Source organism: Serratia sp. ME47 (assembly GCF_903970925.1).
Taxonomy (GTDB): Bacteria; Pseudomonadota; Gammaproteobacteria; order Enterobacterales; family Enterobacteriaceae; genus Serratia; species Serratia ureilytica.
Map to the genome: position 1 here is coordinate 62914 of NZ_CAJCKE010000012.1, position 18395 is coordinate 81308.

The 18395-nt window shown below is 60.5% G+C and carries 11 protein-coding genes; 7 read left to right on the top strand and 4 right to left on the bottom strand.

Features of this window, described 5'->3' with window-relative positions; translation table 11 throughout:
* Nucleotides 1-55: 55 nt before the first annotated feature.
* Nucleotides 56-1498, top strand: a complete 1443-nt coding sequence (degP, locus tag H7A77_RS13690) for a serine endoprotease DegP (RefSeq protein ID WP_147838124.1) — start codon at nucleotides 56-58, stop codon at nucleotides 1496-1498.
* A gap of 68 nt (nucleotides 1499-1566) precedes the next feature.
* Here the strand turns inward: degP and barA are convergent, their stop codons facing one another.
* On the bottom strand, nucleotides 1567-4293 hold the full coding sequence (barA, locus tag H7A77_RS13695) for a two-component sensor histidine kinase BarA (protein ID WP_033641870.1): 2727 nt from the start codon (nucleotides 4291-4293) through the stop codon (nucleotides 1567-1569).
* A 66-nt stretch (nucleotides 4294-4359) separates the two neighbouring features.
* On the opposite strand from barA, the gene rlmD reads away from it, so the two are divergent.
* From rlmD to eno, 6 genes are all read left to right on the top strand, one after another.
* Complete coding sequence (gene rlmD, locus H7A77_RS13700) at nucleotides 4360-5709, top strand: 23S rRNA (uracil(1939)-C(5))-methyltransferase RlmD (RefSeq protein ID WP_182074311.1); 1350 nt, start codon at nucleotides 4360-4362, stop codon at nucleotides 5707-5709.
* A gap of 9 nt (nucleotides 5710-5718) precedes the next feature.
* Entirely contained in the window at nucleotides 5719-7950 is a 2232-nt protein-coding gene (gene relA, locus H7A77_RS13705; protein WP_147880083.1) for a GTP diphosphokinase, read from the top strand.
* A gap of 99 nt (nucleotides 7951-8049) precedes the next feature.
* The gene (gene mazG / locus H7A77_RS13710; RefSeq protein WP_033651657.1) at nucleotides 8050-8844 is read left to right on the top strand and encodes a nucleoside triphosphate pyrophosphohydrolase; all 795 of its coding nucleotides are present in this window, start codon (nucleotides 8050-8052) and stop codon (nucleotides 8842-8844) included.
* A 70-nt stretch (nucleotides 8845-8914) separates the two neighbouring features.
* A complete protein-coding gene (locus tag H7A77_RS13715) occupies nucleotides 8915-9778 on the top strand; it encodes a hypothetical protein (protein WP_182074312.1) in 864 nt (287 codons plus the stop codon).
* Between the two features lie 393 nt (nucleotides 9779-10171).
* On the top strand, nucleotides 10172-11809 hold the full coding sequence (pyrG, locus tag H7A77_RS13720; RefSeq protein WP_004932674.1) for a glutamine hydrolyzing CTP synthase: 1638 nt from the start codon (nucleotides 10172-10174) through the stop codon (nucleotides 11807-11809).
* An 81-nt stretch (nucleotides 11810-11890) separates the two neighbouring features.
* Nucleotides 11891-13186, top strand: coding sequence for a phosphopyruvate hydratase (gene eno / locus H7A77_RS13725; RefSeq protein ID WP_004932670.1), 1296 nt, complete (start codon nucleotides 11891-11893; stop codon nucleotides 13184-13186).
* Between the two features lie 115 nt (nucleotides 13187-13301).
* Here the strand turns inward: eno and H7A77_RS13730 are convergent, their stop codons facing one another.
* The 3 genes from H7A77_RS13730 to hutU form a co-directional block, all read right to left on the bottom strand.
* A complete protein-coding gene (locus H7A77_RS13730) occupies nucleotides 13302-14696 on the bottom strand; it encodes an amino acid permease (protein ID WP_182074313.1) in 1395 nt (464 codons plus the stop codon).
* A 102-nt stretch (nucleotides 14697-14798) separates the two neighbouring features.
* Entirely contained in the window at nucleotides 14799-16334 is a 1536-nt protein-coding gene (hutH, locus tag H7A77_RS13735; protein ID WP_182074314.1) for a histidine ammonia-lyase, read from the bottom strand.
* Nucleotides 16331-18022 (bottom strand): urocanate hydratase, encoded by a 1692-nt coding sequence (hutU, locus tag H7A77_RS13740; RefSeq protein WP_025159649.1) that lies wholly within the window; start codon nucleotides 18020-18022, stop codon nucleotides 16331-16333. The genes hutH and hutU overlap by 4 nt, the downstream gene beginning before the upstream one ends.
* Nucleotides 18023-18395 lie beyond the last annotated feature (373 nt).

Below are 18395 nucleotides of genomic sequence, written 5' to 3' on the forward strand. Positions count from 1 at the left end.
AATAAGCACGCAAGACAGCCATTCTTTTTTGAACGACTTTATAAGAGACACACAGATGAAAAAAACCGCATTAGTTCTGAGCGCACTGGCATTCAGCATCGGTATGGCGATGGGCCCGGTTACGGCCAGCGCCGCTGAAACCGCGTCTTCCAGCACCCAGCAGTTGCCGAGCCTGGCGCCGATGCTGGAGAAGGTGATGCCTTCCGTCGTGAGCATTAACGTTGAGGGCAGCACCACGGTCAATACGCCGCGCATGCCGCAACAGTTCCAACAGTTCTTCGGTGAAGATTCGCCGTTCTGCCAGGACGGTTCACCGTTCCAGGGCTCGCCGATGTGTCAGGGCGCTGAACAGCCCGGATCGGATGGCCAGCAGCCGCAGGGCACACAGCAGAAATTCCAGGCGCTGGGCGCTGGGGTGGTTATCGATGCCGCCAAGGGCTATGTGGTGACCAACAATCACGTGGTGGACAACGCCAACAAGATCCAGGTGCAACTGAGCGACGGCCGCCGTTTCGACGCCAAAGTGATCGGCAAGGATCCGCGTTCCGACATCGCCCTGATCCAGCTGAAAGATTTCAAGAACCTGACGGCGATCAAGATGGCGGACTCCGATCAGCTGCGCGTCGGCGATTACACCGTGGCGATCGGCAACCCGTACGGGCTGGGTGAAACCGCCACCTCGGGCATCGTGTCCGCCCTGGGGCGCAGCGGCCTGAACATCGAAAACTACGAAAACTTTATTCAGACCGATGCGGCAATCAACCGCGGCAATTCCGGCGGCGCGCTGGTTAACCTGAACGGCGAGCTGATCGGCATCAACACCGCGATCCTGGCGCCGGACGGCGGCAACATCGGCATCGGCTTCGCCATTCCGAGCAATATGGTGAAAAACCTGACGGCGCAAATGGTCGAGTATGGCCAGGTGAAACGCGGCGAGCTGGGCATCATGGGCACCGAGCTGAACTCGGAGCTGGCCAAGGCGATGAAGGTCGACGCGCAGCGCGGCGCCTTCGTCAGCCAGGTAATGCCGAAATCTTCCGCCGCGAAGGCGGGCATCAAGGCCGGTGACGTGATCGTCACCATGAACGGCAAGGCCATCTCCAGCTTCGCCTCGTTCCGGGCGGAGATCGGCACGTTGCCGGTCGGCAGCAAGATGTCGCTGGGCATTATTCGCGACGGCAAGCCGGTAACGATTGACGTCACGCTGGAGCAAAGCGCGCAGACCCAGGTGGCCTCGGGCAATATCTACACCGGCATTGAAGGCGCCGAGCTGAGCAATACCCAGGTCGGCAACGTGAAAGGCGTCAAGGTCGACAGCGTGAAAGCCGGCAGCGCCGCCGCACGCATCGGCCTGAAAAAGGGCGACGTGATCCTGGGCGTGAACCAACAGCCGATCCAGAACCTGGGCGAGCTGCGTAAAATCCTCGACAGCAAACCGTCGGTGCTGGCGTTGAATATTCAGCGCGGCGATAGCCAGCTGTACCTGCTGGCGCAGTGATAAACGTCAGGCGCTAAAAGCAACAAAGGCACGCTACGGCGTGCCTTTTTGCATTATGGCATGAGGATTCAGGCCGGTTGCGCCAGATGCGCGCGCGCCGCGTGGATCACCAGTTCAATCTCATCCAACAGCTCCAGCCACTCCGGCTCCAGCTCGTCGTTGGTGATGCCCTGGCGCAGCTGCCGCTCGAGGTAGAAACACAGCTGCTTGAGGCGCGGCACGCCGCTGTAGCTGCAGCTGCCGTGCAGCTTATGGACCAGGTCGAGGATCTCGTCGTCGTGTTGCCCCTCGAGCAGCGCCTGCACCCGTTCGCGCACCTGCGGCAGGAAATCGAGCAGCATTTGCAGCAGATCGCGCGCCAGATCCGGCTTATTGGCCGCCTGGCGCAGCGCCAGCGGCCAGTCGAGCGACAGCGGGGCATCGTCGGCGACGGCGCTTTCCACGTCGCCGCTGTGGTAGCGCGACAGCACGCGGGTCAGCATTTTCTCGTCGATCGGCTTGGCCAGGTAGTCGTCCATCCCCGCCTGCAGCAGATGCTCGCGTTCGCCGCTGGCGGCATGGGCAGTGACGGCGACGATCGGCGTGGAGTTGTGGTGCGGCAGTTGGCGGATCAGTTCGCTGGCGTGAATGCCGTCCATCTTCGGCATTTGAATGTCCATCAGGATCAGATCCAGCACGTTGTTGCGCGCCAGCGCCAGCGCTTCCTCACCGCTCTCGCACAGCAGCGTTTTTTCCACCTGTTCGCCCAGCAGCGTGCCGATCAGCTTCAGGTTGGCCGGGTTGTCGTCGACCGCCATCACCGTCAGCGGCAGACGTTTGCGCTCAGGCGGGGCGGCGAGCCGATCGGGCGTTTCCATTCTCAGCAGCGGGAACAGACGCGTGCTGGTGATAGGCTTGATCAGGCAGCCGAGCGCGCCTTGTTGCTTAAGCAGCTCGGCGTCGATCTGCGCCTGGCACGGCAGCGCCAGAATGACCCGATCGGCCAGCTTCAGCGAGGCCAACAATTTGTCCTGATGCTGCGCCATGTTGTCGCGGAACGGGATCGGCACGCCGGCCAGCAGGAAATCGTAATGGCCTGACGGCAGCTGGCCCAGCGTCGGCGAGTGGGTGATCACCAGCTGCGTGACGCTAAGCATGTTGAGCGTCGCCTGTGCCGCCGTCGGGTTGGACTCGATGTAGGCGAGCGTTTTGCCGTTCAGATCCGGCAGGTTCGGCGCCAGCGACAGCATGCCCTCGTTCAGATCCAGCGTGATGTGGAACCAGAAGGTCGAGCCGCGATTCAGCTGGCTGTGGAAGCAGATGTCGCCGCCCATCTCCTTCACCAGCTTTTGCGTGATCACCAACCCCAGCCCGGTGCCGCCGTGGCGGCGGGAGATGCTGGCGTCCGCCTGACGGAACGCCTGGAACAGCTGCGACTGCTGGCGTTCGGAGATGCCGATGCCGGTGTCGTGGATCTGCACTTCCACTTCCACCCGGCGCTCCAGCTGTTTGCGCAGCTCGACGCGAATATCGATATTGCCGGTTTCGGTGAACTTGATGGCGTTGCCCAGCAGGTTGGTGATGATTTGCTGCAGGCGCAGCGAGTCGCCGATCACCTGCTCCGGCACGTCGTTGTGCACATCCAGCGTCAGCTCCAACCCTTTGTCATGTGCGCTGGGGGCCAGCAGCACCACCACTTCGTCCAGCGTTTCGCGCAGGGCGAACGGAATATGCTCCAGCACCAGTTTGCCGGCCTCCAGCTTGGAGAAGTCCAGCACGTCATTGATGATGGTCAGCAGGTTGTTGGCCGAGCGCTCGATGGTCTGCAAATAGTCGGTCTGGGTCGCGCTCAGATCGGTTTTCAGCATCTGGCGGGTAAAACCGATCACGCCGTTGAGCGGGGTACGCAGCTCGTGAGACATGTTGGCCAGGAATTCGGACTTGATGCGCGCCGCCTCCTGCGCGCGTTTTTTCGCCAGATCCAGTTCGACGTTCTGGATCTCCATCTGCTCCAGAGTTTCACGCAGGTCAGACGTGGCTTGATCGATGTTCTGCTGCATCTCTTCGTGATAGGCGGTGAGCGACATCGCCATCGAGTTGATGCCGTTCTTCAGCATGTGCAGCTCGCCGAGCATGTAGCCCTCCACGCGGCTGTCGAGCTGGCCGCGGCGGATGCGATCGACGGTGTTCACCATGTTGCGGATCGGGCCGGTCACGTCGCGCATCAGGCGGTAAGCGAACAGGATGGCGATGCACATGCACAGCAGCAGCAGCAGGGTTGAGACGAACACCTCTTTATACTGCTGCAGCCGCACCGACTGCAGATCCAGCTCGATCGCCACATAGCCCAGGTTGTTGTCGGGGTGGCTGCCGCCGTCGGCGGTTTCATCCGGATACTGATTTTCCGACAGGATCGGCGTGCGCAGGATCAGCGAATCGCCGCGCCGGGTGAGCATCAGTTCGGTGGGCAACGGCACGCCTTTCGGCAACTGCAGCTGGGCGAAGTTGTGGTGATAATTGGAGGTGACGAACAGGTTGTTCTGCGCATCGAACACGGTGATCGAGCGCACGATGTCCGAATGGCGGCGGTGCAGCAGGCTGACCAGTTGCCTGACCGATTCGCGGCTGCGGAACGTCATGCCGTACTCGCTGGCTACCGCCAGCGGCTCGATGATGCTGGCGCCGGCGTCGACCAATTGCTCCTGCAGCTCGTTATAGCGGTGCACCACGAAGAAGGTGCTGAGCAGCAAACCAATCAGCAAGGTCGGGGCCAGAATCAGGATCATCATGCGCGCACGCAGGCTGTATTTGGTCATGGGATTCCAATGTGGGAGAATTGACAGCTGACACTAGCTTAATGAACCAGCACACAATCGACAAATATGGCGCAATTCTACTCTCCCAAACGCCGCGTGACGACCCGGCAGAGCTCACAAATCTTCACCGTGACGGTGAGCGATCTCGATCCTTTCGGCCAGGGCGTGGCGCGCCACGACGGCAAAGCGGTGTTCGTGCCGGGCGTATTGCCGGGCGAGCAGGCGGAAATCCAGCTGACCGAAGACAAGCGCCAGTTCGCCAAAGGCAAGCTCAAGCGCCTGCTGAGCCGCAGCCCGCAGCGGGTGGAGCCGCGCTGCCCGCATTTCGGCGTGTGCGGCGGCTGCCAGCAACAACATGCGGATGAGGCGCTGCAACAGCAGAGCAAGGCGGCGGCGCTGGTGCGCATGATCGCCCGCGAAACCGGAGTAACCCCGCAACAGGAACCGGTGCTCGCCGGCCCGGAATACGGCTATCGCCGCCGCGCCCGCCTGAGCCTGGCGTGGCAGCCGAAGCTGCAGCGCCTGATGATGGGGTTTCGACAGGCGGCCTCCAGCGAGCTGGTGGCGGTGGAGCACTGCCCGGTGCTGCGCCCGGAGCTGGAACAGCTGCTGGCGCCAGTGCGCGCCTGCCTGAGCGGGCTGCAGGCGGTGCGGCGGCTGGGGCATGTGGAGCTGGTGCTGGCGGATAACGGCCCGCTGCTGGTGCTGCGCCATCTCGATGCCCTGAAAGAGGCGGATCGCCAGGCGCTGTTGGCGTTTGGCGAGCGGGAAAAGGTCGCCGTTTATCTGGCGCCGGACAGCGATCGGGTGGAAAAACTGTGCGGTGAAACGCCGTATTATCAGGTTGACGGGCTACGCTTAGACTTCAGTCCGCGCGACTTTATTCAGGTCAATGACGCCGTAAACCAACAAATGGTGGCGCAGGCCCTTGAATGGCTCGACATTCAACCCAATGATCGGGTGCTGGACCTGTTCTGCGGCATGGGGAATTTCACCCTGCCGCTGGCGCGCCGCGCCGCTGCGGTGGTGGGCATCGAAGGTGTTGCCACGCTGGTAGCGAATGGGCAATATAATGCACATAAGAATAAGCTGAATAATGCGTCGTTCTTCCATGAGAATCTGGAGGACGACGTTGAGCGGCAACCTTGGGCAGCACAAGGGTTTGATAAGGTGATGCTGGATCCCGCCCGCGCCGGTGCGGCCGGGGTGATGTCACACATTGTAAAACTGGCGCCGGCGCGGGTGGTGTATGTTTCCTGTAACCCCACCACGCTGGCTCGCGACAGCAACGTGCTGTTGAACGCCGGTTATCGTCTTGCGCGCGTGCGGATGTTGGATATGTTTCCGCACACGGGGCATCTTGAATCAATGGCGCTGTTTATCAACGAGCGCGCGCCAGAGGTCGCTGCAAAGTAGGGAGAAGTTATGGTTGCGGTAAGAAGTGCACATCTGAATACGGCGGGTGAGTTCGCTCTCGATGAGTGGATCGCCGGCTTGGGGCTACCCAACCCGCAGTCATGTGAGCGATTGGCCGCAACCTGGCGTTATTGTGAGCAGCAGACCCAAAACCATCCCGACGCCTCGCTGCTGTTGTGGCGCGGCCTGGAGATGGTGGAAATCCTCTCGACGCTGAGCATGGACAACGACAGCATGCGCGCCGCGCTGCTGTTTCCGCTGGTGGATGCCGGCATTGTGCAGGAAGAGATCCTGACGGAAACGTTCGGCAAGGGTATCGTCGCCCTGGTGCATGGCGTGCGGGACATGGACGCCATTCGCCAACTGAAAGCCACCCAAAACGATTCGATGGCCTCCGAACAGGTCGACAACGTGCGCCGCATGCTGCTGGCGATGGTGGAGGATTTCCGCTGCGTCGTCATCAAGCTGGCGGAGCGCATCGCCCACCTGCGCGAGGTGAAAGACGCGCCGGAAGACGAACGCGTGCTGGCGGCGAAAGAGTGTTCCAACATCTATGCGCCGTTGGCTAACCGGCTCGGCATCGGCCAGCTGAAGTGGGAGCTGGAGGATTTCTGCTTCCGCTACCTGCACCCGGAAGAATACAAGCGCATCGCCAAGCTGCTGCATGAGCGCCGCATCGATCGCGAACAGTTCATCGACGATTTCGTCGCCGGGCTGCGCGCCGAGATGGCCAAAGAAGGCATTCGGGTGGAGATCTACGGCCGGCCGAAACACATCTACAGCATCTGGCGCAAGATGCAGAAAAAGCACCTGGCGTTCGACGAACTGTTCGACGTGCGCGCGGTGCGCATCGTGGCGGAGCGTCTGCAGGATTGCTATGCGGCATTGGGCATCGTGCATACCCACTTCCGCCATCTGCCGGATGAGTTCGACGACTACGTCGCCAACCCCAAACCCAACGGCTACCAGTCGATCCACACCGTGGTGCTGGGGCCGCGCGGCAAAACCGTCGAGATTCAGATCCGCACCCGGCAAATGCACGAAGACGCCGAACTGGGGGTGGCCGCGCACTGGAAGTACAAAGAGGGCGCGGGGGTTACCGTGCGCTCCGGCTATGAAGAGCGCATCGCCTGGCTGCGTAAGCTGATCGCCTGGCAGGAAGAGATGGCGGACTCCGGCGAGATGCTCGACGAAGTGCGCAGCCAGGTGTTCGACGATCGGGTCTATGTCTTTACCCCGAAAGGCGACGTGGTCGATCTGCCGGCCGGCTCCACGCCGCTCGATTTCGCCTACCACATTCACAGCGACGTTGGTCACCGCTGCATCGGCGCCAAGATCGGCGGCCGCATCGTGCCGTTTACCTATCAACTGAAGATGGGCGATCAGATTGAGATCATCACCCAGAAACAGCCGAACCCGAGCCGCGACTGGCTGAACCCGAACCTGGGCTACGTGACCACCAGCCGCGGGCGCTCGAAGATCCACAACTGGTTCCGCAAGCAGGATCGCGACAAGAACATTCTCGCCGGCCGCCAGATGTTGGACAACGAGCTGGAACACCTCGGCATCAGCCTGAAAGAGGCCGAGAAGCTGCTGATCCCGCGCTACAACATGAACTCGCTGGACGAGGTGCTGGCGGCGATCGGCGGCGGGGACATTCGCCTGAACCAGATGGTGAATTTCCTGCAGGGCAAGTTCAACAAGCCGAGCGCCGAAGAGCAGGATCGCGAGGCGCTGCGCCAGCTGGTGCTGCAGAAAGCGCCGCCGCCGGCCCGCAACAAGGATAACGGCCGCGTGGTGGTGGAGGGCGTGGGCAACCTGATGCACCACATCGCCCGCTGCTGCCAGCCGATCCCGGGCGACGACATCGTCGGCTTTATCACCCAGGGGCGCGGCATCTCGATCCACCGTGCGGACTGCGATCAGCTGGCCGATTTGCAATCGCATGCGCCGGAGCGCATCGTCGATGCGGTGTGGGGCGAAAGCTACTCCAGCGGTTATTCGCTGGTGGTGCGCGTGATGGCCAACGATCGCAGCGGGCTGCTGCGCGATATCACCACCATTCTGGCCAACGAAAAGGTCAACGTGCTGGGCGTCGCCAGCCGCAGTGATACCAAGAAGCAGTTGGCCACCATCGATATGGACATCGAAATTTATAACCAGCAGGTGCTGGGCCGGGTGCTGGCGAAGCTGAACCAGCTGCCGGACGTGATAGACGCCAAGCGTCTGCACGGCAACTAACTCCTGCGCCTTTCGGGCCGCATCCGAGGTCGATGCGGCCCGAACTCCATCAGTTCCGGCGGACATGTCCGTGCGCCCCCATTTTCTCAGAGATTTTTTATGACCCAATCCACTTCGTTGCAGCGCCTGCTGAACATCATGAAAACGCTGCGCGACCCGCAGAACGGTTGCTCATGGGACCGTAAGCAAACCTTCGCCACCATCGCGCCCTACACGCTGGAAGAGACTTACGAAGTGCTGGACGCCATCGAACGGCAGGACTACGCCGATCTGCGCGACGAACTGGGCGACTTGCTGTTTCAGGTAGTGTTCTACGCTCAGATGGGGCAGGAACAGGGGCTGTTCGATTTTGATGAGGTGTGTACTGCCATCAGCGACAAGCTGGAGCGCCGTCATCCGCACATCTTCGGCGACGCCGAGGGCGGAGACAGCGAAGCCGTGGCGGCGCGCTGGGAGCAGCTCAAGGCCGGCGAGCGCGCCGAAAAAGCGCTGCACTCGGTGCTGGACGACATTCCGCAGGCGTTGCCGGCGTTGATGAAGGCGCACAAGATCCAAAAACGCTGCGCCTCGGTCGGCTTCGACTGGAACACGCTGGGCCCGGTGCTGGACAAAGTGTATGAAGAGATCGACGAAGTGATGCACGAAGCCCGCCAGGCGGTGGTCGATGAGAGCAAGCTGGAAGAGGAGATCGGCGATCTGCTGTTCGCCACGGTGAACCTCTCGCGCCATTTGGGCCACAAGGCCGAGAACGCATTGCAGGCGGCCAACCGCAAGTTCGAACGCCGCTTCCGCGAGGTGGAGGCGATCGTCAAGCAACGCGGGCTACGCTTGGAAGACGCCACGCTGGAGCAGATGGAAGATGCCTGGCAACAGGTGAAGAAATCTGAAATCTGATGCGCTTCCGGCGTTCATGGCGCCGGGTGAACATGAAGGACGTTCCGCGCAGACAAAGGAAGGTGGCGTCATGATCAAGAGGCTAATGCTTTTAGCATGTTTTTTCCCCGGTTTCAGCATGGCGTCTCCTCCTGCTGATGTTGGGCGGTTGCGGTATGATGAACGCAGGCTGCCATTAGTCGATGTGCAGATCGATAACCGGTTACACACGCTCATGCTGGATACCGGCAGCTCAGAAGGGATACACCTTTATCAACACGATCTGGAGCGTCTGGTAGAGCAACCGAGTCTGAAGGCGGTGCGGCTGGCGCCTCGGCGGTTGAGAGATCTCTCTGGCGGTGAAAATCAGGTGCCTGCCTGGCGGATTAGTCGGCTGTTCATTGGCAATATCCCGTTTAACGACGTCGAAGCGGTGAGTTTTAAGCCCTGGGGACTCAGCCTGGGAAACGAGCTGCCGGTAAGTGAAGTGATGGGGCTTGGGTTGTTCCGCGATCGAAAGGTGCTGATGGATTTCGAAAACGACCGCTTGCAAATGTTGACTCATCTGCCTTCAGACATTGCAATATGGGCTTCATATCCATTCGAACAGACCGATGAGGGGCTGAGCGTGACGGCCTTCGTTGGCAATAAACCGTTGCGCCTGATTGTTGATACCGGCGCCAGCCATTCTCTTTTGTTTGCCGCAGGCTTGCCGGCTGGCCTCTTGTTTTCCGGCTGTCGTTCCATTGAGCCTGAGGCCGAGAACCTGGATTGCCGAGTGACCAGATTCACCTTGACCGATCGCCGGGGCCGGCATCACAACGATTTGGCCATCGTTACCGAAGGCCCAACGTCTGAGGCGCTGGGTTTTGATGGTCTGCTGGGGATGGGCTTTATGCGGGGTCATCGTGTGATTATTGATATGCCTGAGCGCAGGCTCTACATCAGTCGTTAACCCGATGCGCCTCGCTCCCAGGCTAATCGGGTTTAGGGAAGCTGAACCGCCGCTACAATGTTGATCGACGACAAGGTTCACTCAAGCTGAAACGGTTAAGCTTACGGTCAGGTCACAGGCGCAGGGCTGCCGTCGGCAGCAAAAGGCCAACAAACTGAAATCTAAGGTGTTTTATCGCTCGAGAGGGGCGGTAAAAAGAAATTTTCTCCGCTAACCCTTTGTATTTCCTGGAGGGTTTTGGGCGCGCCGGCGGAGTAAACCCTGATGAACACGGGAGGGCGGCCGAGATGATGGACAGCAAAACGATCGTTTGTAGGTCAGGAGAGGTTCGGGTATACTACTTTCCCGTCCTGGTTCTTCCATCGTCTTTAAACCTAAACTCTCAGGTTCAGCATGACAACTAATTATATTTTTGTGACCGGCGGGGTCGTATCCTCTCTGGGTAAAGGCATTGCCGCAGCCTCTCTGGCGGCTATTCTTGAAGCCCGTGGCCTCAACGTTACCATCATGAAACTGGACCCGTACATCAACGTGGATCCGGGCACCATGAGCCCGATTCAGCATGGGGAAGTTTTCGTCACCGAAGACGGCGCAGAAACCGATCTGGATTTGGGTCACTACGAGCGCTTCATCCGCACCAAAATGTCGCGTCGCAACAACTTCACCACCGGCCGCATCTACTCCGACGTGCTGCGTAAAGAACGCCGCGGCGACTATCTGGGCGCGACCGTGCAGGTCATTCCGCACATCACCAACGCGATCAAAGAACGCATCATCGAAGGCGGCGAAGGCCACGATGTGGTGCTGGTGGAAATCGGCGGCACCGTCGGCGATATCGAATCGCTGCCGTTCCTCGAAGCCATCCGTCAGATGGCGGTGGAAGTGGGCCGCGAGCACACCCTGTACATGCACCTGACGCTGGTGCCGTACATGGCGGCGGCGGGCGAAGTGAAAACCAAGCCGACCCAGCATTCCGTAAAAGAGCTGCTTTCCATCGGTATTCAGCCTGATGTGCTGATTTGCCGTTCCGACCGCGCGGTTCCTGCTAACGAACGCGCGAAAATCGCGCTTTTCTGCAACGTGCCGGAAAAAGCAGTTATCTCTCTGAAAGACGTTGATTCTATTTATAAAATCCCAGGCCTATTGAAATCTCAGGGGCTGGACGATTATATTTGTAAACGATTCAGCCTGAACGCGCCGGAAGCCAACCTGGCCGAATGGGAACAGGTGATCTACGAAGAAGCCAATCCGGGCGGCGAAGTGACCATCGGTATGGTCGGCAAATACGTTGAGTTGCCGGACGCCTACAAGTCGGTGATCGAAGCGCTGAAGCACGGCGGGCTGAAAAACCGTCTGACCGTGAACATCAAGCTGATCGACTCGCAGGACGTGGAAACCCGCGGCGTGGAAGTGCTGAAAGGGCTGGACGCGATCCTGATCCCGGGCGGCTTCGGCTACCGCGGCGTGGAAGGCAAAGTGATGACCGCACGCTATGCGCGCGAGAACAACATTCCTTACCTGGGCATTTGCCTGGGCATGCAGGTGGCGTTGATGGAGTTCGCTCGAAACGTGGCGGGGATGGAGAACGCCAACTCCACCGAGTTTATGCCAGACTGTAAGTACCCGGTGGTGGCGTTGATCACCGAATGGCGCGATGAAGACGGCAACGTCGAAGTGCGCAGCGAAGAAAGCGATTTGGGCGGTACGATGCGCGTAGGTGGCCAACAGTGCAACCTGAGCGACAACAGCCTGGTGCGTCAGCTGTACGGCGAACCGACCATTGTCGAGCGTCATCGTCACCGTTACGAAGTTAACAACATGCTGTTGAAGCAGATCGAAGCCGCAGGGCTGCGTGTCGCCGGTCGTTCCGCCGACAACAAGCTGGTCGAGATCATTGAACTGCCGAATCACCCGTGGTTTGTGGCCTGTCAATTCCACCCGGAATTTACATCGACGCCGCGTGATGGGCATCCGCTGTTCGCCGGCTTCGTGAAAGCCGCAGGCGAGCATCAGAAGCGCCAGGTGAAATAAAATATTTGGTAGGCGGCGCGCGGTGAGAACCGCGCGCTGTTTGTCTGGAGTTTTAGTTTAACTTGTACTGAGGAAAACCTAATGTCCAAAATCGTTAAAGTCATCGGTCGTGAAATCATCGACTCCCGCGGTAACCCGACTGTTGAAGCCGAAGTTCATCTGGAAGGCGGTTTCGTCGGCCTGGCTGCTGCGCCGTCAGGTGCTTCTACCGGTTCCCGCGAAGCGCTGGAACTGCGTGACGGTGACAAGTCTCGTTTCCTGGGTAAAGGCGTACTGAAAGCCGTTGCTGCAGTAAACGGTCCGATTGCTCAGGCAGTACTGGGTAAAGATGCCAAAGACCAGGCGAACATCGACAAGATCATGATCGAGCTGGACGGCACCGAAAACAAATCCAACTTCGGCGCCAACGCCATTCTGGCGGTTTCCCTGGCAGCAGCGAAAGCGGCCGCAGCCTCTAAAGGCATGCCGCTGTACGAGCACATCGCTGAACTGAACGGCACCCCAGGCAAATTCTCCATGCCACTGCCGATGATGAACATCATCAACGGCGGCGAGCACGCTGACAACAACGTCGACATTCAGGAATTCATGATTCAGCCGGTTGGCGCGAAGACCCTGAAAGAAGCGGTGCGCATCGGTTCCGAAGTGTTCCACCACCTGGCGAAAGTTCTGAAAGCCAAAGGCATGAACACCGCCGTGGGCGACGAAGGCGGCTATGCGCCAAACCTGGGCTCCAACGCCGAAGCGCTGGCGGTTATCGCTGAAGCGGTAAAAGCGGCGGGCTACGAGCTGGGCAAAGACGTCACTCTGGCGATGGACTGCGCGGCTTCCGAATTCTACAAAGACGGTAAATACGTGCTGGCCGGCGAAGGCAACAAAGCCTTCACTTCCGAAGAGTTCACTCACTTCCTGGAAGAGCTGACCAAACAGTACCCAATCGTGTCTATCGAAGACGGCCTGGATGAATCTGACTGGGCGGGCTTCGCTTACCAGACCAAAGTGCTGGGCGACAAAATTCAGCTGGTGGGCGACGACCTGTTCGTGACCAACACCAAGATCCTGAAAGAAGGCATCGAGAAAGGCATCGCTAACTCCATCCTGATCAAATTCAACCAGATCGGTTCTCTGACCGAAACGCTGGCGGCTATCAAGATGGCGAAAGACGCCGGCTACACCGCGGTGATCTCTCACCGTTCCGGTGAAACCGAAGACGCAACCATCGCCGACCTGGCGGTAGGTACTGCAGCTGGCCAGATCAAAACCGGTTCCATGAGCCGTTCTGACCGCGTTGCCAAGTACAACCAACTGATCCGTATCGAAGAAGCGCTGGGTGACCGTGCGCCGTTCAACGGCCTGAAAGAAGTTAAAGGCCAGTAAGTTCGACCGATTCGGTTGTTAAATAAAAACCCGCTGCGGCGGGTTTTTTTATGGCCGGCGTTTGGCCAAAAGCGCAATAAAAACCCGCCGCAGCGGGTTTTATCAGAAGCGAGCGTTACATCTGCTGCGTTGCCGCGCTCACCGGCGAGCCGCCGCCTTTCTTGCGCACCCACAGCCAGTAAGCCACGGTGAGTAAAGCGATCCACACCAGCCCGACGTACAGCGCGATGCGGCTCTCTTCGAAGTAGCCGAGCAGGCCGATGACAAATGCCATAAAGGCGGTCGCCAATGCCGGCGCCACTGGCCACCACGGCACCGGGAAGCTCAACTGGCGCGTTTCTTCCAGCGACAGCGTGCGGCGCATGACGATCTGCGACAGCAGGATCATCAGCCACACCCAGACGGTGGCGAAGGTGGCGATCGAAGCGATGATCATGAAGACCTTCTCCGGGATCAGGTAGTTGAGCACCACCGCCAACAGCAGGGCGACCGACATCACCAGCACCGTCATCCATGGCACGCCGCTGGCGGTCAGTTTGGTGAAGCTGCGCGGCGCCTGGCCGTCCTGCGCCATGCCGTACATCATGCGGCCGGCGCCGAAGATATCGCTGTTGATGGCCGAAATGGCGGCGGTGATCACTACCACGTTCAGCACGTTGGCGGCGGAGCTGATGCCGAGGTTGCTGAAGATCTCAACGAACGGGCTGCCGTTCTGGCCGATGCTGTTCCACGGATAGATAGCCATCAGCACCGTCAGCGTCAGCACGTAAAACAGCAGGATGCGCACCGGCACGGCGTTGATCGCCTTCGGCAGCACTTTGGCGGGGTCTTTCGCCTCGCTGGCGGTAATGCCGATGATCTCGATGCCGCCGAAGGCGAACATCACCACCGCCAATGACGCGACCACGCCGCCGATGCCGTTAGGCATAAAGCCGCCGTGTTGCCACAGGTTGCTGATGCCGGTGGCGTGCTGGGTTTGCCCGAAACCGAACAGCATTACCGCTGCACCGCCGACGATCATCGCCACGATGGCGGCGACCTTGACCAGCGACAGCCAGAACTCCAGCTCGCCGAAGACCTTGACACTGCACAGGTTGAGCGCGCCGATAAACAGGATGATGCTGAGCACCCAAACCCACTGAGCGACGTCCGGGAACCACAGCCCCATATAGATGCCGAAGGCGGTGACGTCCGCCAGGGCGACGATCACCATTTCGAAGGTGTAGGTCCAGCCGGTGAGGAACCCGGCCAGCGGGCCGAGATAGTGGCTGGCGTAGTGGCCGAACGAGCCGGAAACCGGCTGATGCACCGCCATTTCACCCAGCGCGCGCATCACCATGAATACCGCCGCGCCGCCCACCAGATAGGCCAGCAGCACCGCCGGGCCGGCCAGTTGGATGGCGCCGGCGGAGCCGTAGAACAGGCCGGTGCCGATCGCCGAGCCGAGAGCCATGAAACGGATATGCCGCGCGTTTAGTCCGCGTCTGAGTTGTGTCGTTTCGTTACGCATGTTGTTTCCCGTTAAGTGTTTGCCGAACAGGCACGCGCTGCCCGCACCGGGTGGAACGCACCCGGCGGGGCAGAACAAACTGCGTGATTCAGTGTGTGATGATTATGCCTGGCTAGGCAGCAGCGCCGCAGGCAGCAGCGATGTCAGGTGACCGGCCGCCAAGAGTTGGCTGGCGGCTTCAATGTCGGGGGCGAAGAAACGATCCTTGTCGTAGAAACTGACATGCTCGCGCAGCAGACGGCGCGCCTGCTCCAGACCTTCCGAGGTCTTCAGGCCGTTGCGGAAATCCAGGCCCTGGCAGGCGGCCAGCCATTCGACCGCCAGAATGCCGCGCACGTTGTCCGCCATGCTCCACAGGCGGCGACCGGCGGCCGGCGCCATGGAGACGTGGTCTTCCTGGTTGGCGGAGGTCGGGATGCTGTCGACGCTCGACGGATGCGCCAGCGCTTTGTTTTCGCTGGCCAGCGCCGCGGCGGTGACCTGAGCGATCATGAAGCCGGAGTTCACGCCGCCGTTTTCCACCAGGAACGGCGGCAGTTGCGACATGTGTTTGTCCATCATCAGCGAGATGCGGCGTTCGGACAGCGAACCGATTTCGGCAAACGCCAGCGCCAGGTTATCGGCGGCCATCGCTAGCGGTTCGGCGTGGAAGTTGCCGCCGGACAGCACGTCGCCCTGTTCGGCGAACACCAGCGGGTTATCGGAGACGGCGTTGGCTTCGATTTCCAGCACCTCGGCGGCCTGGCGGATCTGCGTCAGGCAGGCGCCCATCACCTGCGGCTGGCAGCGCAGGGAGTAAGGATCCTGCACTTTTTCGCAGTTGCGGTGCGAGTCGGAGACTTCGCTGCGCGCGCCGAGCAGGTGGCGGTAGGCGAGGGCGGCGTCGATCTGGCCGCGCTGGCCGCGCACCTCATGGATACGCGCATCGAACGGGCTGCGGGAGCCCAGCGCCGCTTCCACCGTCAGGCTGCCCGCCACGGTCGCGGCGGCGAACAGGTCTTCCGCGTCGAACAGGCCGCGCAGCGCGAAGGCGGCGGAAACCTGAGTGCCGTTCAGCAGCGCCAGGCCCTCTTTCGCCGCCAGCGTCAGCGGTTTCAGACCGGCCTTGGCCAGCGCTTCGGTCGCCGGCAGCCATTGGCCCTGATGACGCGCCTGGCCTTCGCCCAGCAGCACCAGGCTCATGTGCGCCAGCGGCGCCAGGTCGCCGGAGGCGCCGACCGAGCCCTTCAGCGGGATATGCGGATAAACTTCGGCGTTGACCAGCGCGATCAGCGCCTGGATGACTTCCAGACGGATGCCGGAGAAGCCGCGAGACAGGCTGTTGATTTTCAGCACCATGATCAGGCGCACCAGATTGTCGTCGGTGGGCTCGCCCACGCCGGCGGCGTGTGACAGCACGATCGAACGCTGCAGGTTTTCCAAATCGTCGCGGGCGATGCGGGTCGAAGCCAGCAGGCCAAACCCGGTGTTGATGCCGTAAGTGGTGCGGTTTTCTTCAACGATGCGTTCCACGCAGGCCACGCTCTGCTGGATAGGGCCGTAGGCGTTGTCGTCCAGCGTCAGCGTCACCGGGTGTTGATACACGTCGCGTAGCTGGGCCAGCGTCAGTTTGCCTGGGCGAATAGTCAGCGCTTTCATGCTTTTTCTCCTTGGGTCGCGGCAACCATCGGCAGGTTCAGGCCTTGCTCGCGGGCGCAGTCGATAGCGATATCGTAACCGGCGTCGGCGTGACGCATGACCCCGGTAGCCGGGTCATTGTGCAGGACGCGGGCAATGCGCTCGGCGGCTTCGTCGGTGCCGTCGCAGACGATCACCATGCCGGAGTGTTGGGAGAAGCCCATGCCGACGCCGCCGCCGTGGTGCAGGGAAACCCAGGTGGCGCCGCTGGCGGTATTCAGCAGCGCGTTCAGCAGCGGCCAGTCGGAAACGGCATCGGAGCCGTCTTTCATCGCTTCGGTTTCACGGTTCGGGCTGGAAACGGAGCCGGAATCCAGATGGTCGCGGCCGATGACGATCGGAGCGGACAGTTCGCCGCGGCGCACCATCTCGTTGAACGCCAGGCCCAGCTTGGCGCGCTGGCCGAGGCCAACCCAGCAGATGCGCGCCGGCAGGCCCTGGAAGCTGATGCGCTCGCGCGCCATGTCCAGCCAGCGGTGCAGGTGCTCGTCATCCGGGATCAGCTCTTTCACCATGGCGTCGGTTTTGTAGATGTCCTGCGGATCGCCGGACAGCGCCGCCCAGCGGAACGGCCCGATGCCGCGGCAGAACAGCGGACGGATGTAGGCCGGCACGAAGCCCGGGAAGTCGAAGGCGTTGTCGACGCCGGTTTCTTTCGCCATCTGGCGAATGTTGTTGCCGTAGTCGAAGGTCGGCACGCCCATCTGCTGGAACGCCAGCATGGCTTTGACGTGATCGGCCATCGATTGCTTGGCGGCGGCGACCACTTTGGCTGGCTCGGTTTGCGCGCGCTGGCGATACTCTTCCCAGCTCCAGCCCTTCGGCAGGTAGCCGTTCAGCGGATCGTGGGCGCTGGTCTGGTCGGTGACCATGTCCGGGCGCACGCCGCGGCGCACCAGCTCAGGCAGGATTTCCGCCGCGTTGCCGCACAGAGCGATGGAGATGGCTTTGCCTTCTGAGGTGTATTTCTTGATGCGGGCCAGCGCGTCGTCCAGATCTTTGGCCTGCTCATCGACGTAGCGGGTTTTCAGACGGAAATCGATGCGGCTCTGCTGACATTCGATGTTCAGCGAGCAGGCGCCCGCCAGCGTCGCGGCCAGCGGCTGCGCGCCGCCCATGCCGCCCAGACCGGCGGTCAGCACCCAGCGCCCCTGCAGGCTGCCGTCGTAGTGCTGGCGGCCCGCTTCGACGAAGGTTTCATAGGTGCCCTGAACGATGCCCTGGCTGCCGATGTAGATCCAGCTGCCGGCGGTCATCTGGCCGTACATCGCCAGGCCTTTGGCGTCCAGCTCGTTGAAGTGTTCCCAGGTTGCCCAGTGCGGCACCAGGTTGGAGTTGGCGATCAGCACGCGCGGCGCGTTGCTGTGGGTTTTGAAGACGCCGACCGGTTTGCCGGACTGCACCAGCAGGGTTTCGTCTTCTTCCAGCGTTTTCAGGGTTTCGACGATCTTGTCGTAGCAATCCCAGTCGCGCGCGGCGCGGCCGATGCCGCCGTACACCACCAGCTCGTGTGGGTTCTCCGCAACTTCAGGATCGAGGTTGTTCATCAGCATGCGTAACGGCGCTTCGGTCAGCCAGCTTTTTGCGTTTAATTGTGTGCCGCGAGGCGCGCGTACATCGACATTGCGAACTTTGTTATTTGTAGTCACAGCAGTTTCCTCAAACAGTATCGGTGCAGATTCCATGCCGCGGTGGGGATGAGTACCACGGCATAACAATGCGTAGGGCTTATTAACATATACTTGTATGTACAAGCATATGCAACACTGACCAGTTGCCGCTGAAAAGTGGCATAAGAAAAAGTTATTTTCTTTTTATATCAGGTTGATATGCGATTTTTTATCGCCGGTCTCAGGTACGGAAAGCCGGAGAAAAGTGAGCTGTTCGGCAAAAATGAATTAAAGTTGACTCATTTTTGGGCGGCTAGTCACAATATTTTTACAGTCTGATTACAGTTGACGGCGGAGGATAAAAAAGCCCTATCACCGCGGGAAGAAAGCCCGCCGTGGGCGGGCTTGCAAA

Bases quoted from the DNA above. Each gene is read 5' to 3' on its own strand.
- pyrG (WP_004932674.1), top strand. From the start codon at position 10,172: ATGACAACTAATTATATTTTTGTGACCGGCGGGGTCGTATCCTCTCTG.
- barA (WP_033641870.1), bottom strand. From the start codon at position 4,293: ATGACCAAATACAGCCTGCGTGCGCGCATGATGATCCTGATTCTGGCC.
- rlmD (WP_182074311.1), top strand. From the start codon at position 4,360: ATGGCGCAATTCTACTCTCCCAAACGCCGCGTGACGACCCGGCAGAGC.
- hutH (WP_182074314.1), bottom strand. From the start codon at position 16,334: ATGAAAGCGCTGACTATTCGCCCAGGCAAACTGACGCTGGCCCAGCTA.
- degP (WP_147838124.1), top strand. From the start codon at position 56: ATGAAAAAAACCGCATTAGTTCTGAGCGCACTGGCATTCAGCATCGGT.
- H7A77_RS13715 (WP_182074312.1), top strand. From the start codon at position 8,915: ATGATCAAGAGGCTAATGCTTTTAGCATGTTTTTTCCCCGGTTTCAGC.
- mazG (WP_033651657.1), top strand. From the start codon at position 8,050: ATGACCCAATCCACTTCGTTGCAGCGCCTGCTGAACATCATGAAAACG.
- relA (WP_147880083.1), top strand. From the start codon at position 5,719: ATGGTTGCGGTAAGAAGTGCACATCTGAATACGGCGGGTGAGTTCGCT.
- eno (WP_004932670.1), top strand. From the start codon at position 11,891: ATGTCCAAAATCGTTAAAGTCATCGGTCGTGAAATCATCGACTCCCGC.
- H7A77_RS13730 (WP_182074313.1), bottom strand. From the start codon at position 14,696: ATGCGTAACGAAACGACACAACTCAGACGCGGACTAAACGCGCGGCAT.